Raw genomic sequence first — 26,825 nt, forward strand, 5'->3', positions numbered from 1 at the left:
ACAACCTTAGCTCAATCCGAATTGCCTCTCGAGTAATCGGGGTCGGTCGGCGGCGGCGGCGCCAATCGAGCAGATATCTTTCTCAGTTCGATCATACTCGCAGCGTTGCGATCAATTCCCAGATCCTTGGCATAGGCTGTTGCATCACCAGCGCTGGTGTTCACCACGACCGATCCATCGCCGTCGAGCGAGGGGGAGAGGGTGTACCGAATGGGAAACGTTCGTCCATCCTCGCCCTGTTCGACAATGGTGATGTTTGCCTGGCAGGCCATCCTGGACGTGTCACGGTCGACGCCGACCAACGTCACAGCATCGATGGCGTACGATACAGGAATTTGTACGGAAGCGATTTCTTCTGGGGTCCAGTCGCTAGGGAATTTTTGCTCAGGCCTAACTGCGCTAATTACAGTGTTGCGAACGTCGGCTTGGACACACGCAGCCCCCTGCCCGCTTATCAAAAGATCCCGCGTCGACGACGTTGAACTAGAAGCGTGCGTTGGTTCGGTCGCCAATACATCGGCGTTAGAGGGTCGATCAGCTGACGAGTTAGCCTCGGCTGCGTTCTCAGTTGCTGCTCTTGGCGCACATCCAGGGGAGCCAAGCAAAAGCAGTGCCGTGGCCATCGGGCGCAGGACAACCATCTGTTTACCGCGAGCCATCAGCATCGCCCTCCGCATTCGACGGATCGCGCCAATAGATCGAATGCACCTTCTGCCGATCGCCCGTGGTCTCTTTCAACCAAGCGGGACCGCCAATAATACACGACAACTCGAAGCGCACGTCGCCGCCGGCGAAGCGAATTATATTGTCAGCACTAAGCGTGTAGTCTGCGCGCGCGCGGACTTCTCCGTCATAGACGATCTCGATTTCGTTAGGGCCAAGAACGACATGTGCGTCCCGAACAGGGTTGGTGACGTAGTCGCCATATAGGCAAGAGCCGGCAGCATAGCGCGTCCGCTGGCCGTCAGTTGGCTCCTCAGGCAGCGTCGGTCCTGCCGATCGTGTAACTGCTAGTGCTAGAAGGAATCCGCTGATCATGTCGCCCCCAAATCTGGGCAGCGAACCTGCTTCAGCCTCGCGCTGCCCGTATGTCCACTCGGGGCAGCGGCCGAAGCCGGATGTTAGTAACCTGCTCATCACAGGCGCATGCGCCTTTACCGTTGCCGGCTGGACATGCGCGCATGCCACCCGGCCTCCGAATTCGGCGACCGAGCATGATGAGAAGGGGTTACTAAGCCCCACGCTGCGGCTTTCACGCAGCGCAACATTATTATAAATGAAAAGCTGCGCTAGGGCAACGCGGGCGAAAATCGACGCCGAATGCCAAAACCAGGGGCATGGCCGCTAATGGGCCGGTAGCAGACTAGCAGCTTTCAGTTTCGAGGCGTTGAAAAGCGGAACGCAAGAGAGCACCGGCTTTTGATCGGCCGGAACCCTCCCGCCTCGATTGCAGGTCAGCCCTTCATCGCGCAGAGTATCGGCCGTGATCCCTGAGCACACCCATGTTGATAACCGATGCGCTTCTTAGAGGACGGCCCCGACATCCCCGAGACGTTGTTGGAGGCTCGCGACCTCGGCGAGGTCGTGTTCTTCTGCGGTGCCGGTATTTCCCTGCCCGCGGGCCTTCCGGACTTTGGCAGACTGGCTGACACGTTGCTCGACGAGCTCACTGCCGAGAGTTCCCGCAGGGCACGTGCGGAAGGACAGAGCCTCGACAACGTCTTCAAGGAGATGGTCAAGGAGTTCGGTTCCGCAGCCGTTGACCGCGAACTCGCCAAAGCGCTGCGTACACCGCGCAACACGGATCTGCGCTACCACCGCGCCGCGATCGACTTGTCGAGGGGACACGACGGAGTGCCCAAGATCGTGACGACCAACTTTGACCTGCTCTTCGAGAGGGCGGACCGGCGGTTGCGGGGCTACGTGCCGCCGAGCCTCCCCGATCTCTCCCAACTCCAACCGATCGATGGGATCGTCTACCTGCACGGACGGCTCAACAGGGCTACCGGAGTCCGGTCAGGCTACGTCATCACGAGCGCCGACTTCGGTCGTGCCTACCTCGCGGAAGGCTGGGCGGCGCGCTTCGTGCGCGCGCTCAGCGAACGCTACACTATCGTTCTCCTGGGTTACTCGGCGAACGATCCGCCAATGCGATATCTGCTGGAGGGGCTGAATAGCCGCGACGACCCCAGCAGGCGCTCCCTGATCTATGCGTTCGCTCCCGAGGGTTCGGCAGCGGCGGACGAATCCTGGCGCGACAAGGGCGTCACCGTGATCAGTTACGGGCCACGTGACCGCGCGCATAGCGGCCTCTGGGACAGCCTCTTCGCCTGGGCGGAAGCGGCCCGTGACCCTGAAGGTTGGCGTACGCGACAGGTCGCGCTGGCGCAGCGTCAGCCGGCCGACCTACAGCCGTTCGAGCGCGGGCAGGTGGCGAACCTCGTCAGCACGACGGAGGGCGCGCACGCCTTCGCGTCCGCAGATCCACCGCCGCCGGCCGAATGGCTCTGCGTCCTAGATGTCAACAGCCGCTACGCCAAGCCTGGTAAGCGGAAATGGGATGACGAGAGCGAAGTCGACCCCCTTGACATCTTCGGACTCGATGGGGACCCGCCACGCCCTGAACCGAGGAGCGACGGCCGCTTCGTCGCACCCGGCGAGGATTTGCTGGGTTGGCGGCGCGGCGACGAGAACTGGCCCGAGCGCCAGCGTCTAATGGGTTTCGACCAGAGGTGGACGAACCAGCTCCCGAGACGCCTGTACCGGCTCGCCACCTGGTTCGGGCGCATCATGGAGCAGCCCGCCGCTATATGGTGGGCGGCTGGTCGCGCCCTCCCCCATCCCGGGATGGCGCGGGAGATCGACTACCGCCTCGATCGCGGCGCCGACCTTCCTCCGCCCATTCGCCACTTCTGGAAATGCTACCTAGCGGCCGCCGAAACGCAGGCGCGCGACACGCAGGATTTGCGTCAATATGATGTGCTCGAACGGGTCAAAAAGGAGGGCTGGACGAACGGCGCGCTGCGCGACTTTGAGGTTGCGCTCGCACCCGTCTTCTCCATCTCGCGAGCGCTGCTCGGCCCGCCGGTCCCGCCCCAGGGCGCGTTCGACGATCTCGGCCTGCAGGGCCTCGCCGAGATCAGCGTGACCATATCGAGATGGGCGGACGGCCTCGATCCACCCCCCGAGAGGCTCGTCCGCGTCGTCGAGATGGTCCGCCGGTCGCTTGAGCGCATGTCGGAAATGATCGCGGAGAGCACTACCCTTTACTGGCGGACACCTACGCTGCATCCGACCCGCGATCGCGGCGAGGACTTCCAGGGCGATCGCGAGAAGAGCCACTTCCTGAAGTTTCGGGATCTTTTCGCCGCCCTCGTCGCACACGACACGGAGGCCGCCCGGCGCGAGATGGAGAGCTGGGACGTCGACGACCCGGACTTCTTCGCCAAGCTATACCTCTACGCCGCGACGCTGCCGGGATTGGTCGGAGCGGCTGACTTTGCCCGCCGCGTCCTGGCGATGCCGGATGGGACCTGGTGGTCCGAGGACCTTACGCGCGAGATGCTGTTCGCGCTGAGGGCTCAGTGGACGGGGGTGCCGGGGCGCGACCGCATTGCGATAGAGGAGCGGGTCATCAAGGGTCGTCCCCTAAGGGAAGGCTATGATGAGGCGGACCACGAGCGTATGCGCGCCGCCACGTCGGCGAGCTGGTTGCGCTGGCTTGAGCTTAACGGCTGTACGCTGTCGCGCCCCACACGCCGGCGACTGGTCGCCTTGAAGACCGCCGATCCGCGGTGGTCCGACGCCTGGGCATTGGCAGCCGACGACGGTGGCGGTCCGCGCGGCGGCTTCGTAGAGCGCGTGACCGCGAGCCAGGGCCTCGAGGAAACGCCGGTCCCCGACATCGTCACGCTCGCGACAGAACTGAGCACGGACGACCATCGGCAGTTGCGCGACTATCGGCCTTTCGTTGGCCTGGTGAAGGAACATCCGCTGCGCGCCTTGTCCGCGCTCCGCCTCGTCGCGCGCGGAGGCGAGTACCCGATGCGCTTCTGGCATAACGTCGTCGAGGAATGGCCCGAAGAGACCGGCGATCGCCTAGTACTGCTTCTCGCTCATACGCTCGCGCGCCTGCCGGACGCGGCGTTCGCCGAGCTGCGGTTCGGGATCGCCCGCTGGGCGGCCAAGACCGTCGGTCCAGTCATGCGTCGCCAACGCAGGCCGGGTCGCCGGGCCTTCGATGAGATCACCGCGCGCTACCTATCGGCTGCGCCCGCAATGCTCTCGAGCGCGATCGGCACGGTGCGCACCGGCGGCGTCGAGCGCGAGACGTCTGAATTCTCGCTGATGAAGGCGATCAATGCGCCGGGAGGCAACCTCGTTCGTGCGGTACTCGATCAACTCGGCAACAGGAAGCGCCCAGGGGCCATGCCGGCCTGGATCGGTTCGCGCCTTGGGCATCTGCTGACGCTGCCGGGGGACGGGGCCGGTCACGTCGCGTGCGTGATCACACGGCAGTATCATTGGATGAACTATTGGTTCCCCGAATGGACGGCGCGGCTGACGCCGTTCTTCGCGCCGGACCATCCTCTGTCTGAGGCCGTGTGGCACGGCCTTGCCTCGGGCGGCGACTTCATCGGCAACGCCGCGGGCCGGAGGATCGGCCAGGATCTGGCCGCCGTGCTGACGGGCGGCACCCCATGGGAACTCGATACCGAGGCCCGGCGCGGATTGGCGGCCCTGATGGTCAACCTCTCCGTGCCGCGCGGCGACGAGCCTGCAGCGTTCTCCATGACCGAGGTTCGCCGCATCCTCGTCGCCGCCGGCGAGGAGATCAGGACAGAGGCTTTGGGTGTGCTCGCCCGTACCCAGCCCAATGATGATCTCTGGGTTCACCTCTTCCGCCCCTTCCTTAGCGACGCCTGGCCGCAGCAGGTGAAGTACCAGACCGACAGCACCTCACGCCAGCTCGCGGCCATCGTGGAGAAGGCTGGCCCGCACTTCCCGGAGGCGGTGGCGCTGGTCGTCGATCACCTTCGTCCCGTTGCTCACTTGGACACGTTCGCGTACCGCATCAGGAAGCAGGGCGAGGCAGGTGAGGGCTATGCGCTCGACCACCCGGCCGAGACGCTTCGCATCCTGAACGCGCTGGTCGGCGACGATCCCCAGACCGCGCCATGGAACCTGCGCGAGGTGCTCGAGATTATCGCCGCAGCCATGCCCGCGCTCAGGCAGAGCGATCCATGGCGCCGCCTCAAGGCGATCACCCAGTGAGCGGGGAAGAAAATAGTCATGGACCTTCGGAAGTAGTGCCGGACGCGTCCAAGACACCGTCGCCGTCCCCCCGCACAGATGGTTTAATGGAACGCCAGACGCGACGGGAAGCAGTTGCGCGAAATCTACGAGCTGCGGCGCTACTCCGATGCGTGGTATATCGCCCAGGCCTACAATCTTGGGCCATATAGCTTCCTGAACACAGTTCCGCCAACGCGCGCGGGCGGCATGTATAACCTCAAACCCGCCATCGCTCCGCGCGGAATGGCTGTTGGCTCCCGAGGCCTGCGTCCCGATGGAGACGGACGACGAGCACTACCACAGCGGCGGCGTCTTCGACGAGGTAGCTGCGCTGGCCTCACTGGTGCTCAACGCACGGATCGTGGCGGGCCCAGTCGATCGCACCTTCTCCCCAGGGGAAGATCCGCTCGGTAACGCGCGGCGCCCTGCTGAACTGGTGGCGCGGCATGGGAACGTCGGGGACGGAACGCGAGGAACTGGTCTTCTCCGATCGGGTGACAGACTTTCGCCCGCTTGTCGAACGGTTCTCGCCACCGAACATAGATGGCACCCAGTCGTCACGGCCGGGGGCGGCGGATGACTCGGGTCGCCACGTAATCGGCCCGGTCAGCCGCCGCTGACCGCGAATGCCCCATCGCTGACACTGCCCTCAGCCGAAGTTGGGCCGTTTACAGACAGGCTGGTTCAAGCGCGACGGCCGTTAAACCGGACATCAGCCAATCGACCAGGTAATCGGCGTAGCTACATGCTGTCCAGTTTGCGGAGCGCCCGCAGCGCCGACCGGGCATGACGAGGCGCGTTTGCTAGGTTCCGCAACCGCTGGAGATCCGTCCGGTCACCGAACTGCTCAAGAATCGTGAACGCCAAATCGGGGCCGCGCTCTCGGTGATACGCAAAATGAAAGTGCACAGCCTCGCCTCCATCATCCAGATACCGGCGCGACGCCGCCAAGGCTTCCGCTGGATAGGTGGCCACAAGGCTCAATCGAGGCAGCGCATCCTGCTTGAGCCAGTCATGTTCTCGCAGCGCCGCCTCCATCTCGGCGAGGCAACCGATTACGACCCCGGGCGGCATCATGTTGAGCGCCGCCCATATTGGCTCCGATGACTCGCACACGCCACCACCGTCCGCGGCGTACAACAGCGAGCGCATCAAAATGATCGCCCGCCCGGCATCACTGTCGTCAGCGACGTCGGGCAGATCAAGGCCATGTCGCCCGAGGTACCGCGTAGCCATGGCGAACGCCGCCCACTCCTCTTGCGGAAAGCTATTATGGCGGTCTGGCAGCCCCGCGAACTTCTCCATGACCGTCGCGTCTGCCGGGTCGCCGAACGCCGCCAGTTCGCGGATCAGCCAGCTGAGGCTCATACTGGACCGAGCTGCTTCGGTGCTCAACGCTCGTTGGATCACGATATGGCGTCGGGCATCGGACAGAGCGTTGAACTCTTCTGCGTAGACGCCGCTATACGGATGATCGAACGACGCGACATAGACGGTAAGCGCGAGATCGAGGACGTCGTCAGCCTCCAAATCGCCACTTGCTCGCTCGAGCTCGGCCCGGATGCCGTCGCGCGCTTCTTCGGCGGAATCATCGAGACCGCCCAGAAACCGCAAGGCTTCGACGATCGACGTGCTGACGAAAATATGCTCGCGATTGGCGTCGATCGCCTGGATCGCGTCTAGGAGAGCCTCGATCCGCTCGCGGCTCGCCCAGCGCACGAACCCCGCCGCATGCAATATCGCCAGTTTCACGTGATAGGGCTCGAACCGAAACCGCGCGACGATGAGCCGAGCCAGCGCGTCCGCCATGTCATCGACACCGTCCTCGGGGGTGAAGACATGCCGCCGCTCCAGGTAGAAATGCAGCTGGCCAGACGTGAGCGCCAGCATATCGCGTGGCGCAAACCTTTTTCCCCCGTCAACAGGGCCGAACATGCCGCTCGAAAAAGCCCGAGTGAGCCGCGTGAAACCGCATTGGCGGCCGAATCCGAAATAGGCGAGGCTGAACCCTTCGCTTCGAAGCGCGTGGATCCCGGCAGCCTTCGCGTCCTCGAAAAGGCGCTGCCGCTCCTCCAGCAGCCGCGCGTCCATCGCTTCGCACAGCGCGAAATAACCATCGACACGGTCCCCGGCAGCGATGGTACGCGCCAGCGTTTCGATCCGCGCCAGCGCCGCGTCATCCCAGGTGAAGAGCGAACCTGCCTCCCAGTCAATCGATGGACGAGGATCGGTTACGATCGATAGGCGCAGGCGTTCGATCTCGTCACCGATCGCCGTCTCGGTTGCGTCGAGCAGATTGCCGACCGCCAGCGCTGCGAGTGGGCCAGCTATCCCTTGGGCGGCATCGAACAACAAAGCGGGATTTCTCGTCGTCTCGAGCACCGTCCGCACGACCTTCGGGTCTTCGATCACCGACACGATATCGGTTGCGATCGGTTCAAGCACCGGCACTTCGAGGAGGAATGCGAACTTCGCGCCGGCCTCGGGCGCCAGCTGCGCATAGGCCGCGGCCGCGCAAGCGCTGAGGAGGATCTCGTGCGCAAAGGACACACGGCCGCCGCGGCGAACGAGGATGCGCGCGGCCATCAACGTGTCGATATCAGTGCTCGCCAGGCCGCCCTCGAATATCAACTCGTCGAAGATCGTCTCGTTCATCGAAAAGCTTGTCGTTTCGAGAAGCCGTTTCGCGAATAGGCGAAGCCCCGCCGCGCCTGCTCGCTGGACCGCGCCAAGCCGGTGACGAATGAACTGATCGACGAGCAGCTGGCGCGACGCATCGACCGGTAGGGCGGCGCCGACCTCGGCGGCCATCGCCGCTTCGAAACCACTTGCGACAGCCCTCAGCACATCCCGGACGCGGTCGTTGACTCGATCGGTGCCAACCGCGGCGATCCGGCTCTTGAGGTCGAGGCTTGGCGCTTCGACAGCAAAGGCGGTGATGCCCGCCAGCCGGTCCGGCCTCTCGGACTGCCCCGTTACGATCACGCGCGCATCGTATTTTCGTGCCATCGCCTGAAGACTGCGAAGCAACGGATCGCGCGCCACGCCGATCTCGTTGATGCCATCCAGGACGATGCGAAGCGGTGCGCCGGTATCACTGAACGCGCGCAGTAACGCGCCTGCGCCGGTGTCGGTGACCAGTGCAATTTCGCGCCTCAGGAGACGTGCCCACGACCCGGCGAAATCCTTCGCCGAGACGAACAACACACCCTCGCCGGCCTGTGCTAACTGACCCGCAAGCCAACGCGCCGCCAATGTCTTGCCGCATCCCGATGGCCCATGAATATAGGCTCCGAGCGGATCATCGCCGGCCATCCTTAGCGAGTCACGCTGCCCCTCATCCTCGGCGAGCCAATGACCGCCGTCGCGCAGCAGCTCGCTTGCGACACGTTGCCGATAATCCCTGACGATCGCGAACGCGTGCTCCTGTGCCTCGCCGCCGAGCACTTCCCTGAGTGAGGCTGGTCGCATTCCGAGACCGGCCGCGAACGCGCGCCAATCGGCCAGCGTCCAGGGGTTCTGCTTGTCGCCGTTGCCACTTGGGACGAACCGATCAATGTCCGTCACAGAAACCTTGAAATCACCCCCCGTGAGGCTTGAACCCGGCGGCAGAGGCTTCGCGAACACGACAGCCGCATCGGGATAGAACCGACCAATGTCGCCGCGCCGGCGCATCGCATCGACAAGTCGCTCTTTCTGGCCGAGCGCCTGACGATATCCATTGGTGTAGTGCCGCCACTCGCCGGAAATATCGAGACGGGCCCAATCGCCGTCGACCTCGCCGCGGACGGGCAGCACGGACGCCTTCGCTTCGATCACGACCACGCGCCGTTCGGTCACGACGACGCAATCTAGCTGCCTTCCGCCGAGTTGGAAGTTCGCCAGCAGGGCAAACGGCAACTTCGCCGCAGACAGTTCGCGATGAATGCGCTCGATCACCCGCCGCTCGGATGCAGCGCTAATCGCCCCTCCGATAAAGATGGTGCTGTCCGTCCCGCCCGCGCTCATGCGAACGACTGTAACAAGAACTGCCGCCGTCAGTAATCATTCTGGCCACCGCGACGCCATCAACCTCGATAGGGCTCACATGCGATCCCATCGTCATCGCCATCCATCTTCGACCGATACCCCGGCTCGCCGCGATAGATCGGCGCCGTCCCGGCTGCGCGCGCCTCGCGACAACCACTCCACTGATCACCCGGTTGCGGTTCGCGTTGTCTCTTCAAGCCAAGGCCAACCGCAGCGTTGGTTGCCCTTGCCGCCAGGTCGGCACGTCCATCGGGCTTGATTGCGACCAATCCGACGCCGATCACTGCGCCGATCGCAACACCGCCGGCGAGGATTGATACCGAGGATAATCTAGTTCGACCGCTCATCAGCCGATCGTAGAACGCTGGGGTAAACGGAAGCCAAATGCCGGGATGCCGGTTTCGCGAATGAAAGCGATCGCGCGAGCTACCCGATCGATATTTCGGGCACCCCGGCGTCTTCAAGGAGCTTGTAAAGCTCGGCGACGTTCTGGCGACGGCCACGACCGCTGCAAAACGCGAATATGGCGCGTTGCTTCGCCCGGGAGAGCGCAACGAAGAATGTCGAAAGGCCCTCGACGTCACCCGGACGGTGCGACCACCAGGCGCTATCATCAAGGCCGAGGAAGATCACCGTGTCATATTCGAGCCCCTTGCTCTTGTGGACGGTCATCAACGGGACTTGGTCGGCCCCCTCAAACCGATCGAGCGCGACAGTCCAATCGGATGCAGCGGTCGCGCTGTTGGCCAGATGAATGCGAAAAGCCTCGACCATGAGAGCAAGGAAATCGTTGGCCGAATATTCGAGATATGTGCGGCGCATCGCTTGCAGGTCGAAAAGCGCGAATACTCGATCGGCGACCGTCTCCGCGCTTTGCGGGCTCGGCGCATTCCGGGCCATCTCGGATCGCAGCCCGACCATCGCGTAGGAGAGGTCGCGCTCGCAAGCAGCTTCGGCCTCATGATCTTCAGACGTCACCGCTCGAAGCTCGCGCATTGCCCGGAGGCAATGTTGCCAGGCGGACGGCGCGCGCAGCTGCGCTCCCAGCCGAAGAAAGGAAACCGCCGTTTGCACGGCCCGATCGCACAGAAGATCCTGCAGCGTCGTGCGACCGATTTTCGCGCTCTCGTTGCGAAGCGCCAGACCGACTCGATTGAGGCTTTCGGCAAGCTCGGGCTCGATATTTTCCGGCTTTTGCTTGACGAGCAAGACATAGTCCCGGGGACTGCGTGCGCGGGCTTGCATATCGGCAACGAGCCACTGCGCGAGATGGGCCGCCTCCCCTTCCACGGTTTGACTCGCCCAGACCTGCGCGACGTCGCCATCGACCTGGCGTCGAGTCTGGGACAGTCCCTGTGCGACCTGCGGATCGAGCGCACGGGCAACGACGTGCTGGATCGCCACAAGATCGGGCGACGACCTGAAGTTGAACGTCAAAGGGACGGTCTGGGCGGCAAAGTCTGTCATGACGCGCTCGAACGCATCGGGCCGGGCACCGGCCCATGTCATGATACGTTGCTTGTCATCGCCGACAGCGGTCAGAGAGACGCTCGACCCGTGAAACGCCGAGAGCAGAAAATCATACTGGGCGTATGTGGTGTCCTGGAATTCATCGACGAACACGAACGGGTAGGTCAGCTGGAGCCCGCGCCGGACGTGCGGGACGGCGCGCAGCAATAATTCGGCGAGACGATTGAGCCCAACGAACGTCATGTGCGACTGAGACTGCGATTGCAGCATTTACGCCCACCATCGCAGTATCGCGAATTCGACGCCTGATTGTGGCATCTGCGGCGTGAACGGCAGATGGTAACTACCGACATGTTCTGGTTCGAACCGAAGCCACGAGAGTCCGGCTATCTCCGCCTGCCATTGACCCGGCGCGTTCAGCCGGCTCTCGGTCAGGTGCCCCTCGGTCTGCGCCTTGGTCGGAAACCAGATGTCGTAGGGCCGGCTGGGACGCCAATCCGCCGGAATCGCAAGCTGGAACCGATCGACCAATCCTTTGGTGAAGGCGTCGAAGGTCAAGGAGGTGAAGCGGCTGCCAAGCTCGGGTGGGCACCGCCGCCGGACGCGCGCGCCGAGATTTTCGGCGGCATCGCTCTTGAACGAGATCGCCAGGATGCGGTGAGGTGCTGCGCAAATTCCCGTTTCGAGCAGGTACGACGCCCGCTGGGCGAGAAACTCGGTCTTTCCGGCACCCGGTCCCGCCACGACGCAGGTCGATCCCGTCGCGCGCAGCGCACGCCACGCATTGGGTTCAAGGTCCTGGATCCCACGCGGGCGCCAATGTGCTGGATCAACGAACGCCATTCTCAAAACTGCGGCGGCAACGGCGGCGGCACGGGCGGCAAAGGTGGACGCGGCACGGGAGGCGGTGGCGGAACCGGGACCGGCGGAGCAAGGCGTTGGACGATCGAGGTCAGCAAGGCGCGCAGGGGTTCGGGCACGCCGGCGGCAAGGTCGTCGGGAGCAATCCCGCTCAGCACGCGGACGTGCGTGCTGGGCTTTCCCCGACCGAGGAACAGGTAGCGATACCAGCGCAGGTCGGGTTCGGAGCCGGCCTCATAGAGGTGCCCTAGGCCATACTCTCCGAGGACAGCGGTGCGTGGATCGCCGGTCGACGACGGTCCCTGGCGTCCGGGCTCGAGTGTCCGATAGGCCAGCGGATAGGCCTTGAGCATCGCGTAATCGAGGTCGAGCGGGGCCGAGAAGAACAGATTGAACCGCCGTAGGCAGGTGAACCACGAGTCGAATAGTTGAACGTTATCGATAGGGTTGTTCGCCACGGCCGCGAGGTTGGTCGCTGGACTCAGGGGGCCGAGATTCTCCTGGCCGAACAGGTCTGCCGGCGGCACGCCGATCTTCAGCAGCTCCTCGCAGCTGGTCTTGATACGGCCCCACCCGCCTCCGTCGCGGCCCCAATCGAGGTCGAGCAGCGTTGCATGTGGTATCTTGAGCGAATTCAGGAGCCGCCAGAGGTGGTTCACGTGCCGCCCACCCAGCGGCACGACCGCGACGAACGAGCGATCGATATCCAGCCCCATCGCCTCGGCCAACCGAGGCAGAACCACTTCTTCCGATGCCCCCTCACCGAGCACCACGAAGCGGGCGAAGTAGAGCTCGGGATAGGTTCGAACCGCTTCTCGGACGAACTTCGATGCCTCTTCCAGGTCGGGTGGAAGGTCGATACCGCGGACATGCGCCGTCCGGGTTGCGTTGTTCAGTCGGAAATAGCGAACCTGCTCCGGATCGACACGCGCCAAAATGCTTGCGGAATGGCTCGAAACGATCGCTTGCGCGCGTCCGCCCGCCGTCAGGTCGGTGATCTGGTGAACGATGCGTCCGAGGTAGAACGGCGCGAGATTGTTCTCGGGTTCCTCGACCGCAATCAGCGTGAGCGCCGGTAACGGAACGCCGCCGGACTGGAAGCCGGACGTGCCGGCCGTGGTCGCGATCTGGCCTTCGACATCGAGCGTTGCTGCGGTCATCGCAAGATGAAACAGCGATCGCTGGCCGTCGCTCAAATCGTCGAGCGCCCGTTCTCGACCGGCTTCGTCCGGCCGGAACACAACGGCCACTTTACGGATGAACTCCTGAAACCGCAGATCGATCGGTCGAAAGAGGGGCGTAGAGTCGGTACCCGCGCTGTGAACTTCCTGCCATCGCCTGGTCACCGCGCCGACGACAAGATCGACGGCGGGCTCGCTGGCAAATGCGCCGTTGAGCGTTGTCCCGGTATCGGCAAACGTCTGTCGCACGCCGGGCGACCAGTTGATCGCGCGCCAGAGGCGGCCACGCAGGAATGCGGCGACTTGCGAGGCTCCATCGCGCGAGGCGGGCACGTAGATCATCTGAATCCTGGCCCGGTCGAGCGGTTTCAAATCGATGCAATCGGCCTCGGTAAAGTTGCCGAGCGCCCGGACCGCCGAATATTTCTGTTCAACCGATCCTTCGCTTGAACCATCGTCAGTCCAGGTTGCATCGAGACGCAACCGGCATTTCAGCTTCCCCGCTTCGTCGGCCGCCATCTGCTGGAAGAACTCGGGAACGGCGCCCGCAGAAGTCCCGGGATCGTCGAGCTCCGGGAAAGCGAGGATAACCTCGAGCGACAGCGTGCGGTTGAGGACCGGCGCCAATTCGCCAGCAGGAATATGGAAGTCCTGACGTCGCAGCCGACGTTGGTCGCCGACGACGCCGAACATGCGTTGCAGCGCCTGCAGGACCGCAGTTTTGCCCGCACCATTGACGCCGACAAAGGCCGTCAGTCCATTGACGAGGCTGATTTCGGTCGCCTCGGGTCCGAAGCACCGAAAGTTTTTTAGAACAAGCTTCTCGATGAACATGAAAATAGGCCCGCTGAAATCGCTCGACGCTGTCTAACCCCTCGCAGATCAGTGCGATACGCGAAACGAAACCAACACTACCTGGCATTGAGAGACGGCGGCCTCAGCGAAGGTCGAACGGGAGTCGCCGGCAATAGCGGGGCAGTCATGGAGCCAGTGCCGAGCGGCGGCCTCACTCTGATGCGCCGAGCGTCGTGAACAATTCCCTCTCCGCCGCATGTGTCTGCTGACCTGTCACGCGCTGCCATGCAGCGGCGATCCGCTCGGCGAAACCATCCGGCAACGGGCGTCCGGAAATCGAGGAGAAGGCCGAAAAGCTGTTGCTGGCAGCGGCGGTTTCGACACCCAAGCCGAACGACGTCTCGATCACGAGTGCCCCGTCAAGGCCGCGACGATCCTCCGCCTGGTTGACTACATCGTTGATGAGCCACCCAATCGAATCGTGGCCGATCCGTTCAGGCGGACTGACGAAAACAAGCAGCCCAAATGCCTCGGGCATCTTTAGGATATCGCGCGTCGCCTGGATCTGCTTGGCCGCATTTGCGACCTCGACCCGAACCCTCTTGCCGACTACCCGCAGCGAGCGTTCCGCCAAAAGCGGCGGGAGATCATGGAGGCGCACGGTCATCTTCCCGAACGGAATGGGACCGCCCAGGTTCGCATTCTCTACGAAGACCTCGCCCAGCTTGCTCATCACCTCCGGATCGTTCCGACGATCGCTGGTCAACGACTTGATTTCGACGATGAGGCGGTCGGCCGCGAATAGCACGTCGGCGCGCTTTCCAGCATACTCGCGCGGGATAACGGTTTCGACGGGTATCCCTCCGGCTGCGCCAAGGACGCGCTCGATAAACGCATGCTAATCGATCACCGCCCGAGTCATTGCCGCCAAACCTATCCCAGCTTTGGCGCGTGCCCAATCGAAAGCCGCCTCGACGGCTGACGAGATGCTGCAAGACTCCGAAGACGATCGCCGATCCGATAAGATTTCGATCCGGCGTCGACGTCGGTTTGGACCCGGACAGCTACGTCCGCTATCTCCGACCAGGTTATGGGCAGTTGGAGCATATGAGCGACAAAGGCGGGAGCCTCGCGATCGCGGGGTTCGTCTATCAGTTCCTCAACACGATCGACCGTGGCCTGGTCGCGAGCCTCGCGCTTGGGGGCAACAACGGTCCGATCCTGAGTCTGGAACCGCCTTTCGCGGACGCCGCCGAAGTGGCCGGCGAGAGCCGCGTTATCCAGTACAAGACGCGCACGGTCACCCGGCCATGGTCGAACCATGCCATCCTCTTCGACGTGCTTCCGACCCTATTGCGCGCGGCACTGGTCGCCCCGGGGATCGATGCCCGCCCGGTGTTCGTGACGTCTGGCACCCTACAAGCCGGTGGAGCGCTTCGCGACTTCCTCGCGCTGTTGGACTCAACGCAGGACCCCGGAATGCTGCGCGTCGGCCATGACCCACTTTCTCATCATGAAATCGTCGCGAGGATCATCGAGGCGGTCGCCGATGGCGGCAATGTTGTCGTTGAGGGGCTCAGCGAGCAGCGCGTGCGCCGATTGCTGTCGCGCGTCGTGATCGAGGAATCCGTCCGCGTCGACACGGTCCGGCGCCGCATCATGGAGGCGCTGACACGCGCGACCGGGTCTCGGCGACGAGCGACCGTGGCATATAACGCGCTGTTCAACTTCATCGCGGAACTGAGCCCGACCGCCGGGGCAATCGTGACCGCCGAGGAATTTCTCGAAGTGGGCGGCCTCACGGCCGACGTCTTGCGACCGATCGTAGAATTCGATCGGCGGGCAAAAGACCAAGTGCTCACGACCCTCGGACACCGGGGCTATGACCAACATCGAGACGTTCGCGGTCCGCTCAACCTGCCGGAAGCCGCCATTGTTCTCGTCGAGGCGGAATCGGGCGCCGGCAAGACGTGGTCGCTGGCGGCGAGCGCAACGAACGCTTTGCGCGACGGCTCGCTGGTCGCGTGGCTCGACCGCCCGTCCGGTCTCGATGACTGCCGCGCACAGATCCTGGATCAGATCTGGCGACAGCTTCTTCGTCGCACCGATGAGACCAGCTTTCATACGCTACTCAGCGATGTTGCCCATGTGCTGCAACGTGATGAGGTCCCGTCCCTGCTGGTGCTCGTCGACCAGCTGCCAATGAATGCGGCGGATCGCGATAGTCTGTTGGCGTTTGATTGGGGGTCGGCCGGCATGCGGGTCATAGCGGCCGCATCGGCTGACGAGGCTGGTTTAGCGCAGGAAGCCTCTGCGGCCCCGGTCGTTCGGATCGGCAATTTCAGCCAGGTCGAGCTACGCGAGTTGCTCGGTCGGTATGACCTCTCCTGGTCCAACATCCCGAGCGACGTGCGGATGTGGATCAGCCAGCCGATGCTCGCCGGTCTCTATGTCAGGTTGAGGTCGGGCGAGCAGAGCTGGGCAGACAATAGCGAATATGAGTTGTTCGACGCATTTGCCGAGCGGGCTCGCCAGCGCGGGGTCGCCAACCACGTGCGCGGCTGTCGGCAACTCATCGCGGCGTTTGGCGCGCAGGCCCTGGTCGGGACATCGCTCGATCCGACGGCGACGATGCCCCCAGCAACGACCGAGCAGATCGACGTTCTGGTTCATGCGGGGTGGCTCATTTTCGGGGGCAACGACCAGCTGGCCTTCGCGCATGGCCGGTTGCGGGACTGGGCGGTGGCGGAGCACCTTTCGCAATCCAGCGGGGACCCAGCAGCGCTGGCGCTGACATTGGCGCAATTGTCCGGGTATCGACCCGACGTCGCACCTCCGCTTCCACAAGCGCCCTACGCCCTCATGGACACGCTGTGGCTGGTCGCGCAAGCATCGAACGGTGCCGGACGGCTAGGCGCGCTTCTCGACGCCTGGGATGCCGACGACAGATATTGGCAAATCAGGGACGCCCTCTACCGGCACCTGCTTGCGACGGGCGGCAGCCAGTTGCTCGAGTCCCTGTTGCCGGCGTTGTTGGCGCGCCTCTCCGCGCAGCCGGAGTCGGACCGCCAGTCCGATGCGACCGCGTGCCTGAAGGCCTTCGCCGATGCGCGGCAAGGCTCGAAAGCGGCGGTCTCGCGATTGCTTGGGAATCCCAATAAATCCGCCAAGAGGTGCGCCTGCTTGCTGATCGCCGCGCAACCCGATCCGTCGCGCCTCGACGCGCTGGCCGTCATCCATCGTCAGACGCCGGCGCAAACCTCGGGTTCAGATTTTGACGACAGCGCTCTGTCCGAGGCGGCCTGGGCTGCAATTCGCGCGTGCGCGCTGATCGCACCCGGCTGGGCGACAGCCTATTTCGACAGGGAAATCGGTCGTGATCCGGGGCCCTGCCATTTGATCTCGCTGCTGTCGCACCTGCCCGAAGGGCGTTCGATCTGGCTCAAACATGGCGACGCCCTTGTCGAGCGACATGCGGCTGACCGCGCGGCGAGATACTGGCTGGCATCGTGTATCGGCGCGTTCGACGATCGCCGGTTCGACGCTGCGCTGTCGGATTGGTGCGAGGACGGTACCGGCATGGCCGCCTTGCCGGCATGGGGCGCCGTGTGTCGCTGGCGACCCGATCTGGCAGAAGCACTGGCCGGAAAGCTGCCGCCGGGACTGCTGAATTTCAACAACGACAGCTGGATCACGTCACTGCTCGAACCCGGACACGAGCGGGCCTTGGCCGCGGTGGTGGCGGCGATCAAAACCACCGACCCCAGCGGGTGTCAGCTCGCCTTCACGTTCAGCGGGCGAGCCCAGGCTCTTCGCGACGCCGATATCGCCTGGGCCGCCGCTCGACTGAGCGACGCCCTCATCCCGGAAGAACGCGAAGATCTGGTAGCGACCCGCCTGCTCGACCTCTTCGCGGCGATCGACGATCCAGTGCGCATCGAACGACTGCCAACGCTGGTCCCGGAAGAACTCGGACCGCGCCTCATGGCGCTCGTGCAGCGCCGAATCGCCAACGGCGGATTGTGGCACGACCCCGATCTCGTGGCGGCCGAAACGCTATTGCGCTACATCGATCCACTGGCCAGTGCCGAGGTGCTGCGGATGCAGCTATCGCAGAGTCACCCGACATTGCGGTGGAACGCGGTGCGCGACGCCGGCCTTGCCGATCTGGCGGCAATCCGTACCGAGCTTGAAGCAATCGCCCTCTCGGATCACGCTACCGACGAACCCGGGCGTTGCCAGGCGCTCGAGATGCTGGCCGAGCGCGACCCCGATTGGGGTCGTACCCATGTGCGCGACCTTCTAGCCGCCGGCACGCCATCAGACCTCAATCACGCCTTCTGGCTGGCCCAGCGAATTCCGGGTGATGACGTCGTCGCCGACGCTGTGGCGCGCATCCCGAACATCTTCGCCGGGACACAGCCACTTTATCGGCTGCCCGATTACCTTCTCTCGCGAAGCGCCGGGCTGGCGCAACTTAGCGACGAACTCGTCCCGGCGCTCTCGAGCCAGCCGGCGGACGCGAACTGGATCGAGCGTGTCCTGGCCGTTCTCGACCAGCCCGGCGCCGATGCGGCTCTTCTCGCGATCGCCGAGACAACAACCGAGCCCCTGAAGCGGGCGGAACTTGGGTTTTGGGGAACCGTGATGCGTCCGGACCAGCCCGAATGGCGCGCACTGGCAGCTGAGGCCGTCGATACGATTCCCACTCGATCGCTGCGCCATGTTCGCTGGTTCTATCAATACGCCGCCAGCCAGGACGGACCGGCGCACGATCAGCTGCTGAGCGACGCATATCCGGTCAATGCATCCCAGTATCACCGAGCTCTCCGGGCGATCGGGGCGATTGCCAGCGTCGATCTCGAGCTTGCACATGATGCGCTCGGGTCGCTCTGTGGCTTGACGACCGCCAAGACGCCGGAGCTCCCCAAATTGGCGGAGGCCCTGTCATCCGGCACATTTGCCGGCGGTCGGACGATCGTGTTCCGGTGCAACGCTCTCTGGCCGGTCAAGGAGCTATTGCTGGCCCTTACCCCGGATGGCCGGCCGTGGGAGGAAACGCTGATCGCAGCGGTCGAAGCATTGGCGACCAGTCCGGACGAGCATCAGCGACGCGCCGCCTGTGCCTGCATGCCGTTTGTCCTCGATCGCCCGCCAACGACCGCCTTGCTCGGCGATCTTGATCGCGGCGTCCGCGAGGCGGCGCAGCGAGCCATGAAACTTTACCACAAACGCCAGGACGCGCTGCGGTTACTCGAGACGATGCGCGCGGGACCGCCGGCGGATTCGAGGCATGCCGCGACCATTTTGCTGGCCATGGTCGAGCACACCAAAACCGTGAGCGGGACGCTGCCCTTTTCGAAGGCGGAGTTCCTTGCCGCTGCCCCGCCGGGCAGCGGCCTGCATTGGGCCTATCCCGGATCCTGATAAGAAACACGGCGGGCGCCGAGCATCGGGTTCGTCGCGGGCGATCCGGCTCCCGGCTCGGGCGTTGATGGATCTCGCCGCCCGGTCCGCGTGGCAGTGTGATCAGCACAAGCGACAGAGCCGTAAAGCTCCCGCCATCGCCGCACCATCAGCTTTTGCCGATGATCCTGAGCATTGCCGACGCTGGCAAAACTTCGTCGCCGGCATAGGATTGATCCCATTGAGCATTAGTGGCAGCCAGAAGTACGCGACACCGGACCAACCGGTTTTGAAGAGGTGGCGGTGGACCGTTTGGCTGTGGAGAGTGACGGGATCGTCTTTGGCTTCACGACGCTGAACGGGCGCTCGTACAAGTCGATGAACTACCATCGGCAGGTCAAATTCAAGAGGGGCAAGACGCTTTGGGCAAGCGAGGTCGGCGTCGCTGAGGAGCCCATGTTCTTCGAGTTAAGCGACGCCAATGGTTGGTCATGTGCAGCAGATAACTATTGGTGGATTTCTGCTAATGGTGTGCGTGCGATCGGGGCGCTTGGCGAGCGAATTGCGTTTTTCCCCCGCTGCGGCAATCATCCTGGACCGTGGCACGGTTACCCCGTCGCCCCCTCCAATGATGAGCACTATGAGGTACCGGAAGAGATCATTGCGATGTGGGAAGCCGGTGAAAAGCCCTGGGTGGACGATCTGATCGCCGGGCGGATCCGGAAGGGCAAGATATGAGGCGTCTCTCGCTGCGGCTGCATGGCGCCTATGTGGAATGCTACCTCTATTTCGACTTCGCGTGGCTGATCACCAAAGACGGACTGATCCGGGCGTTCGACATCGAGGAATATTGCTGTCGGCGTCTCAACGGTAGCGGCAACGCTGCAAGCAAGCTCTTCGCAAACAACCAGCGGTTAACGGCCGGCAAGCTCGATCCCGAGGTCGATGGGCTACTTCGGTCGATGAGCGCAATCGACGTCAGCGAGGATGAGGTCGAGCAATTTTCCTACTCGTTCAAAAGCCACGTTGACTTCAAATCGGTCCTCGACGTTCGCTTTTATTACGGCCGCGGGTTCTACAGCACCGAGAAAAGCATTCAGCAGTTTACCGCGCATGATCGCGACGACCTGGAATTTAACGGTATTGGTCGCACCGTCAGAGAACCGCTCGGCGAGCGCCTCGTGTCGGATTCAGCATGCCGCCAGTTTCAATGTCGATACGGCGCGGTCAGCGCCGCCTGCGGCAAGGACGGTGGCCTTATCGGTTTCGGCGCAAGCGTCGATGATCCGGACTGGGAAATCGCTTTCGACAGGTTCGCACCGCAATCCTACGGCATCGAATTGAATCCGGACGCCATATCAAACCTGCGGACGCCCACGCAGGTAGAATTCTATCGCGCGCATTCAGACCGGGTTTCAACGAGTCCGAATGCGGATATCAGTAGCGATGAAGGCAAGCCTGACCAGCTCGAACTCACCACGGTCGATCAACTCGGTTTTGAGGCGCAGACCAACCTTATTGCCGAGCTCGTGGCAAAATCTGGCCAACCCGTAAAGCGCGTGTTCCTCTTCAAGAGCACGCTATGGGTAGAATTCGAAAACGGCACCATGCGTCGCGTCAAAGCAACCGAGGACGACAAGATCACCGACAACCCGACAATTTCACACAGTTTCCGAGCACCGGGCCGCATACTTTCGACGAGCCTGACGACGCTCGGCGTGATTGCCGAAAGTGATGATCAGGCGTTCATCTGGTACAAAAGCCAGTGGCGCCTGTTGGTTGACGATCAGGTTCATTCCCTCCGGGGGTATATGGCGTCGAGGCGCTATCGACATGTTGTAACCGCCGTTCGCCGACAGCAGGTGGAGTTGATCTCGCTGATCAACTGAAACTGCCTCGACTTACGTCTCGCCTCCAAGAAGCGAGTTTCACAACATGATGGATTGATACTGCTGGCGCAAAAACTTGTGAGCCGAAGGCTCGCAAGCTCCTTCGCCGCCGCAGCTGCAAAGATATCTCCCGGTTCTGCGCTTCGGGACGCGGCTTAGCCAAGTGCAGGTGATGGCCCTTTCGGCGAAGCGGATAAACGTCCGCTTTTGGGATCGGTAGGGCCTGCGATGAGTGGCATAATTGGGTGCTGGCGAGATCGAACGCAAGCTAGCGAACGCTCTTCTCTTTCCTAGAGCCAGCCACCTGGGCGCGGTGCGCTAGCAATGAACAAACGGCAGCTTTCAGGGTCGCGGGCACCCTTGCTGAATGACCACTTCTAGGGCGTAGCGGCCTTTTGGGAATGCTAAGGCGAGCCTCTCATTGCGGGCCGGGGCGGCCGGACTCCAAAATACGAAGCGCCAAACCAAGCCATCGAACGGATCAAAATGGATTCATTTTGTGTGGCAGACCGCAAATGCTTCGTGGCATCCATTCAACGAACTCTCGATGTCAATGCTTCGAGTTCCGCACCGAATGCTCGTGAAAGGTAGCGTTTTGCTGAAGCTGATCGAGGACCGCAAAGCGAAGGACAACGCGCAGCGCGAACTGGAAAGCGTCGTTAAGGCTGCCCTCAAGCGACAGGGCATTAGGAACATCGGCTTCCCCAGCGGCAACCGCGACGAGGTCGTTTATTCCAACGGGACCGGCAAACTCTATTGCGCCTTCGGCTCCGCGGAGGATGCGAAAATACCGAGGCGGTGGAACGCGTTCGGCGTCTTTGACGAGCGTCGCCACGCGCAGATGATTACCGTTGAAATCAACATTCCGACCACGACCAATTCCGCCAGCGTGGCAGGTTTCTTCGCGCGCGATCCCTACACCGATACGGTATACCTGATGCACGACGGGAGTGTCGGCGGCGGTAAAAAGGGCGTCAGCCGGAACGCATTTCTGTGGTGGACGGCGCAATCGTTGGTCGAGGTTGAGCGTCCGGATGGAAGGGCCCGCGAAGGCGTAGTCATTGGGCGCGTCAACTCCCGGGACCTCCCGTCAAGGCTTTGGCGCTACGTCCAATCTGCTCACGCCTTCAAAGACGCCGTGAACCGGGGCGAAATTTCGAATGCCGCGGTGCGAAAGCTAATTGGCGAGTGGGAAGGTTATCGGCGCGAGAGCTCAGGGCGTCGCCGCGGCAGCAGACGGAGCGAGATCGACTATATCTCATATCACGGCGATATCGTCGAACTGCTAAAGCAAGAGCTTGAACGCAAGCGACCCCCGAACTCCGTTAAGAACAGCCGTCTAATCGATCTCTATGTTCGGCCGTCCTCTCAGATCACCGAAATATACGAAGTGAAAACGAGTCTCCAACGCCAGTCGCTCTATACCGGTATCGGACAGCTGCTATCCCATTCGGCGTCCGAGCCGGAGACCATCCAAAAGACCCTCGTGCTCCCCGAAGGCGACCTGCCTTTCGGTATGGCAAAAAATCTCAATGCGCTGGGCATCCGCATACGCCGATATCACCTCAAGCCCGGCGTAAAGCCGAAGATCGAGCTTATATAGCTCGATGCTTGTGCGCCACCGGCAGCTTAAAGATCCTGCTGCGACCGGATTGCTGCGCGATCACGAGGTGCCTTAGGAACTGCCCTTCGCCAACGCATTGGTAATCATAGCCGCCAACGCCTCCTCGGCGGCGGAACGCGCGTTGCGATCGTCGGAAAGCAGATCGCGGCGTAGCCATTCGGGTGCGCGCGCTAAACTTCGCCGATCACACGGTTTGTGTCAGTCATAGATTTGCTTCAGCAGAAAGTGGGCCTCTCGGCAATGTGAGTGCGCCCGGTCAGGCAGCGTGAAAGGAAATGGCCCGAGATCCTATGATATGGCGTGCTCTGGCTCCCCGCGTTCCGAGCGAACGCTTCTCAATCCAGCGATAGCCGTAGCTGTCGAACAATATCCAACGCTCGTCAGTCACCGCCGACACGACGGTGAAGTGGTTCAAGCTCTTTCGCAACTCGACCGCGACCGGCGTGCCGCCGACGACCGTTTCCTCGATCACGGCAATCGTTCTCGGCAAGCCTTCCGGCTCTTCATGCTGCGCGATTCTGCCCAGGTGTATTCGGGCAATTCCATGTTTTGCGGCATATCGCGCCACATGATCGGCCAGTTTTATCCAAAGGTCAGAAGAAACGCCTTCGCGCACCGCATCGGCGTACCCCCGGCGATCGAGGAATCGCCAGCCTCTGTGAAACACGCGCATGCTGTCCGTTCGCGACAAAGGCGACTTAGGATGGTTGGCGAGCCGGATACCGTTCACGATCGCGTACAGACCGCACAATTCATCTAAATCGCCCTGGGCATAAGGTTCGATATCGTGTCTCTGCTGTATGCGTTGCCCCGAGACGAGGGGAGCCGACGAAGCGCCTTCTCGCATCAATATTCCGATGCCAGCATGATCGTCATTACGCGTGTCGTGACATCCACATCGGCTGGATCGGGCGACCCGAACTGGAGGTCGATGTCGTAATAATCGATCTTCCAGAACAGCAGTTTGCCGTCCCATTCAAGCGATCCAAAGTCGTGCTCGCCGTACGGATCGTTGTCGGCGTTGAACGACGAATATGTGCGCACTGCGCGCAGCATCCCATCCGCCGTACCGTTGACGTGCCGAATGACCCCGGGAGTGACGCACAAGCGGCCGCCTGCCCTCCCCGCTCGAAATTCATCATTCAATTCTGCTATCTTTTGCGCGCCCACGGCTTCGGCGCGCATGCCCTTACTGGCCATGCGATGTTCCTTTCAGCGATGGTTGATGGTGGTGTTAGACGAGGCTCACGAGCTTACGCTGAGCCTCACGGTCGCCTTGAATATAGCGCTCGGTCGTCGTGAGCGATCGGTGTCCGGCGAGCTCCTGCACGTCACGCAACGAACCGCCGCTTTGCGATAGATGGCGGGCCGAGCGCGTGATGAACGTGCGCCGGCCTGAGTGTGAGGAGCATCCGATGTAGTCGAGATCTTCGTACACTTCGCGGAACCAGTTGACGATGCTGCGCGCCGCCATATGACCGCCCCGTTCTGATCGGATGACGGGCCCCGCTCGCGAAAACCCCTGTTCGCCGTTTAGCACAGCCAGTTCAGCGGCGAGATCTGTGTGTATTGGGATGCGGCGGGCCGACCCCATCTTCGCGATGTGCCGCCCTATGGAGAGATGATCGGCAACGCGTCCGTCAGGTCGTAGTGTCATTTGCCAATCTAGACCTGCGATCTCGCAGGCTCGTAGGCCAGCCTTGAAGCTAAGCAAAATTATCACGCGATTGCGTATCGGGTATCGGTGCCTGGAAACGTGCTGCAGCAGCTGCCGCACGTCGCCGGGCTCCAGCACCCTCGCGGGTCCGGGCATGATCGCTCCTATGGATTGAAGTTCAATGCGCAGCCATTGCGGCACTGTCTCAGTAATATAACACACTTAGCAGTTTTCGTCAAAGATTTGCTGTGCGCAGCGTAATTCCTCTTCGTAGCATCATCGATTTGTCCGCAGCAATAACAACGCTCTAGCGTGGGCACGGCAAAGAACTAAAGCGGGGAACTCGGAGCAACCGGGCAGAAAAAGGATTGCTAGTGACCCCAGGCAAAAGTGCGTTGGATCGGGCAGGAATCGATCTGGATGAGAAACTCGCCCCAGTTGTTGGCTCGCACGTTATGGCGATTGCGAACTGGCTCATGGCGACTGGGGCTAGTATCGCCGGGCGCGATCAAACGACGCATCTCCGTGATAGCGTGAACGACATTAGAGACGCCGCTGCACTTGGCGCAAAGCTGACGCAAGAAGAGCGCGAGCAAGCCAAAAAGATGGCGTATTCCGTCGTTCTCGTTGCTGCATATGGCGGGTTCAATTCGCGGCGCGGCGATGATGAAGACGGTAAGGTCGAAGAACCGCTAGCACCCCGCACCGAGCTGTCCATGTGGATTGAGTATATCCGGCCATTATTCAAAATCCGGCGCTCCCAGCGCGGTGATGCGCTCGATGTCGAATACGTCATTCGTTCGTTGCTAGCGCTAGATGCCGGGGAGACCACTGAGCTGTTTGCCGCCAAGCCGCCGATAGCGCGATCGAAATTTCCGTACCGGCTGCGGGAAATCCAGCTCAAAATATTGCTCGCGATCGATGAGCTAAAGGCGCGTGGCTGGACCACAGCTAAGATCAATGACGCAATTCGCCTGGAATACGATACGGTGAAACGCTGGCGGGGACCGGTCAACGACCTCCCACCAGAAGCTGCGCAGAAGCCGCGGGAAGACCATCAGCGCTTTCTGGACTCGAATCCCGACGACACAGCACTAAGCGACCGTCTCGCGGGGCTCTGCGACGAGTTCAATGCCGTCAAGCAAGCGTCGGCAGAACACGGCAGGCGGTAAGCATTTACCGCGTTACTTACCGGCGGGAGGCAGTCCGGGATTCTAATTACCTCGTAATACACAAATTACGACTATAAATGCTCTTGCTCCATAAACATGGAGTTGGAAATGGAAAAGCTGTATCGAATCTCTTCTGCTTGTAAAATTTTAGCAATAGGCCGAACAAAATTTTACAATTTAGTTTCCGGAGGGAAACTGGACCTGCATAAAATTGGTTCGGCATCGCGAATTTCAGAAAGCAGTCTGCAAACTTATATTGCGTCCACGAAGAAGGAGGCCGGGCGATGAAGTCCAAGTCTCGCGTCGGCAAGCGCCATATTACTAAAAAGTGCGACGCGGCGCCGACCGTCAGGCCGCGCGAAATTCGGGCAGCCGCGACAACGCCGGCCGTTCGGAAAAATGATGCTGTGCCCGTCGAGATAGAGAAACAAACGGTTAGCGAGCCCTTGCTGACAGGCGCAGTGCTCTTGAATTTCGAAGTTGCGGCGGCAACCCACGGTTCGAGACCATGCCTGAGGCTCGGACGCCAACTAACGCTCGACGCAATGGAAGCGTTGTCCGCCGCAGAACCCTATAGAGGGCTCTCTTTCCAGACCATACACAGTCAATGCGACGAGGCCGACAACGTTCCGCTGGATTTCAAGGAATTGAAGCGGAAGGCGAGCATCGAGATGCGCCTTCAGTTCGACGACGCATTCTGCATGATGAGACCGACTGTCATGGAAAGCCGCCTCGCAATCAGCGCGTTCATTATAGGAATACGGAAAAGGCCTAACGGTCTTACTCGACGACAGCGCAATGTGCCGATAGTTCCTGCCAGTCCGATATTCGATCTTCCCGTCATTCTCGACGTCGGCGAAGCCGCAAAGCCCGTACGCCAAGCGGTGGCGCGGATGTGGTCTTGGTCAGACATAGCAGCGTCAACCATGCGTACGGAAATGGACAACGCATTCTTGAGCCTTCGTGTGGAGGCAGCTCGGCTGCTCACACCGCTAGACCGAACGATGTTTGGTACCGGTCGAGGCAAGCGGCTGGCGTCCACCTTGAAACGCCTGCTGCGCCTCAAGGCCGAACTACTCGACATCGCGCAGACATGCGAAATCCGGCCCGAGGCCGTGCCGTCACGTCTTGCCAGCCTTCCTGCAAATGACGCGGGCGACCGTATCCAATTGCCCGTCATAGTGCTGCCCTGACTTAAGCAACCCAATCCAGGCTCCGCGCGACGCACAATTTCCGCGCGGGGCCTGAGGAGCCCTTTCCCATCAAAGGACATGAACATGGCCAGACTGGGCCTGCGCGACCTTCCGTCGCCACCTCGACGCTATGACCCAGCGAACGTTGTCGAATGCAAGTTCGAATCCGCTGACGATGCTAGGAAAGAGGACGCCCGCCGGGCCCGATCGATCCGCCGGAATCCACCCATAGAAAGAGGGCTCGCGAAAGCAG

19 protein-coding genes are annotated in these 26,825 nt (G+C 62.0%); 8 read left to right on the top strand and 11 right to left on the bottom strand.

Annotated features, from left to right (window positions below; all coding sequences use genetic code 11):
* Window positions 1-11 precede the first annotated feature (11 nt).
* Together AC1DSD_RS08260 and AC1DSD_RS08265 are read right to left on the bottom strand one after the other, a co-directional pair.
* Window positions 12-659 (bottom strand): hypothetical protein, encoded by a 648-nt coding sequence (locus tag AC1DSD_RS08260; protein ID WP_478029477.1) that lies wholly within the window; start codon window positions 657-659, stop codon window positions 12-14.
* Window positions 646-1,038 carry a hypothetical protein gene (locus AC1DSD_RS08265; RefSeq protein WP_478029479.1) on the bottom strand — a complete coding sequence of 131 codons (393 nt, stop codon included), beginning with the start codon at window positions 1,036-1,038 and terminating at the stop codon, window positions 646-648. The genes AC1DSD_RS08260 and AC1DSD_RS08265 overlap by 14 nt, the downstream gene beginning before the upstream one ends.
* A 477-nt stretch (window positions 1,039-1,515) precedes the next feature.
* Between AC1DSD_RS08265 and AC1DSD_RS08270 the strand changes: the two genes are divergently transcribed.
* On the top strand, window positions 1,516-5,274 hold the full coding sequence (locus AC1DSD_RS08270; protein WP_478029481.1) for an SIR2 family protein: 3,759 nt from the start codon (window positions 1,516-1,518) through the stop codon (window positions 5,272-5,274).
* Between the two features lie 762 nt (window positions 5,275-6,036).
* On the opposite strand, the gene AC1DSD_RS08275 is transcribed toward AC1DSD_RS08270, so the two are convergent.
* The 6 genes from AC1DSD_RS08275 to AC1DSD_RS08300 form a co-directional block, all read right to left on the bottom strand.
* Window positions 6,037-9,303 (bottom strand): NERD domain-containing protein, encoded by a 3,267-nt coding sequence (locus AC1DSD_RS08275; RefSeq protein WP_478029483.1) that lies wholly within the window; start codon window positions 9,301-9,303, stop codon window positions 6,037-6,039.
* Between the two features lie 59 nt (window positions 9,304-9,362).
* Window positions 9,363-9,671: an excalibur calcium-binding domain-containing protein gene (locus AC1DSD_RS08280; RefSeq protein WP_478029484.1), complete on the bottom strand. Its 309-nt coding sequence runs from the start codon at window positions 9,669-9,671 to the stop codon at window positions 9,363-9,365.
* A 79-nt stretch (window positions 9,672-9,750) separates the two neighbouring features.
* On the bottom strand, window positions 9,751-11,064 hold the full coding sequence (locus AC1DSD_RS08285) for a 3'-5' exonuclease (RefSeq protein WP_478029486.1): 1,314 nt from the start codon (window positions 11,062-11,064) through the stop codon (window positions 9,751-9,753).
* The gene (locus AC1DSD_RS08290) at window positions 11,065-11,637 is read right to left on the bottom strand and encodes a UvrD-helicase domain-containing protein (RefSeq protein ID WP_478029488.1); all 573 of its coding nucleotides are present in this window, start codon (window positions 11,635-11,637) and stop codon (window positions 11,065-11,067) included.
* A 2-nt stretch (window positions 11,638-11,639) separates the two neighbouring features.
* Entirely contained in the window at window positions 11,640-13,670 is a 2,031-nt protein-coding gene (locus AC1DSD_RS08295; protein ID WP_478029490.1) for an ATP-dependent nuclease, read from the bottom strand.
* 172 nt (window positions 13,671-13,842) lie between these two features.
* On the bottom strand, window positions 13,843-14,439 hold the full coding sequence (locus AC1DSD_RS08300; RefSeq protein WP_478029492.1) for a hypothetical protein: 597 nt from the start codon (window positions 14,437-14,439) through the stop codon (window positions 13,843-13,845).
* Between the two features lie 299 nt (window positions 14,440-14,738).
* Here AC1DSD_RS08300 and AC1DSD_RS08305 point away from each other — a divergent pair, with 299 nt between their 5' ends.
* From AC1DSD_RS08305 to AC1DSD_RS08320, 4 genes are all read left to right on the top strand, one after another.
* On the top strand, window positions 14,739-19,058 hold the full coding sequence (locus AC1DSD_RS08305; protein ID WP_478029494.1) for an NACHT domain-containing protein: 4,320 nt from the start codon (window positions 14,739-14,741) through the stop codon (window positions 19,056-19,058).
* 282 nt (window positions 19,059-19,340) lie between these two features.
* Window positions 19,341-19,775, top strand: a complete 435-nt coding sequence (locus AC1DSD_RS08310) for a hypothetical protein (RefSeq protein ID WP_478029495.1) — start codon at window positions 19,341-19,343, stop codon at window positions 19,773-19,775.
* Complete coding sequence (locus AC1DSD_RS08315; RefSeq protein ID WP_478029497.1) at window positions 19,772-20,926, top strand: hypothetical protein; 1,155 nt, start codon at window positions 19,772-19,774, stop codon at window positions 20,924-20,926. The genes AC1DSD_RS08310 and AC1DSD_RS08315 overlap by 4 nt, the downstream gene beginning before the upstream one ends.
* Before the next feature lie 595 nt (window positions 20,927-21,521).
* A complete protein-coding gene (locus tag AC1DSD_RS08320; RefSeq protein WP_478029499.1) occupies window positions 21,522-22,529 on the top strand; it encodes a hypothetical protein in 1,008 nt (335 codons plus the stop codon).
* 277 nt (window positions 22,530-22,806) lie between these two features.
* Here AC1DSD_RS08320 and AC1DSD_RS08325 read toward each other — a convergent pair whose 3' ends face one another.
* The 3 genes from AC1DSD_RS08325 to AC1DSD_RS08335 are packed head-to-tail and all read right to left on the bottom strand — an operon-like array spanning window position 22,807 to window position 24,363.
* Window positions 22,807-23,397, bottom strand: coding sequence for a hypothetical protein (locus tag AC1DSD_RS08325; RefSeq protein ID WP_478029500.1), 591 nt, complete (start codon window positions 23,395-23,397; stop codon window positions 22,807-22,809).
* The gene (locus AC1DSD_RS08330) at window positions 23,397-23,750 is read right to left on the bottom strand and encodes a DUF3768 domain-containing protein (protein WP_478029501.1); all 354 of its coding nucleotides are present in this window, start codon (window positions 23,748-23,750) and stop codon (window positions 23,397-23,399) included. The genes AC1DSD_RS08325 and AC1DSD_RS08330 overlap by 1 nt, the downstream gene beginning before the upstream one ends.
* A 34-nt stretch (window positions 23,751-23,784) precedes the next feature.
* Window positions 23,785-24,363: a tyrosine-type recombinase/integrase gene (locus AC1DSD_RS08335; protein WP_478029502.1), complete on the bottom strand. Its 579-nt coding sequence runs from the start codon at window positions 24,361-24,363 to the stop codon at window positions 23,785-23,787.
* A 218-nt stretch (window positions 24,364-24,581) separates the two neighbouring features.
* Between AC1DSD_RS08335 and AC1DSD_RS08340 the strand changes: the two genes are divergently transcribed.
* The 3 genes from AC1DSD_RS08340 (at window position 24,582) to AC1DSD_RS08350 (ending at window position 26,572) form a co-directional block, all read left to right on the top strand.
* Complete coding sequence (locus tag AC1DSD_RS08340; protein WP_478029503.1) at window positions 24,582-25,379, top strand: hypothetical protein; 798 nt, start codon at window positions 24,582-24,584, stop codon at window positions 25,377-25,379.
* A gap of 108 nt (window positions 25,380-25,487) precedes the next feature.
* Window positions 25,488-25,667, top strand: coding sequence for a helix-turn-helix domain-containing protein (locus tag AC1DSD_RS08345; protein ID WP_478029504.1), 180 nt, complete (start codon window positions 25,488-25,490; stop codon window positions 25,665-25,667).
* Window positions 25,664-26,572: a hypothetical protein gene (locus AC1DSD_RS08350; protein WP_478029506.1), complete on the top strand. Its 909-nt coding sequence runs from the start codon at window positions 25,664-25,666 to the stop codon at window positions 26,570-26,572. The genes AC1DSD_RS08345 and AC1DSD_RS08350 overlap by 4 nt, the downstream gene beginning before the upstream one ends.
* Window positions 26,573-26,825 lie beyond the last annotated feature (253 nt).

The organism is Sphingomonas sp. P4_D12 (assembly GCF_056401895.1).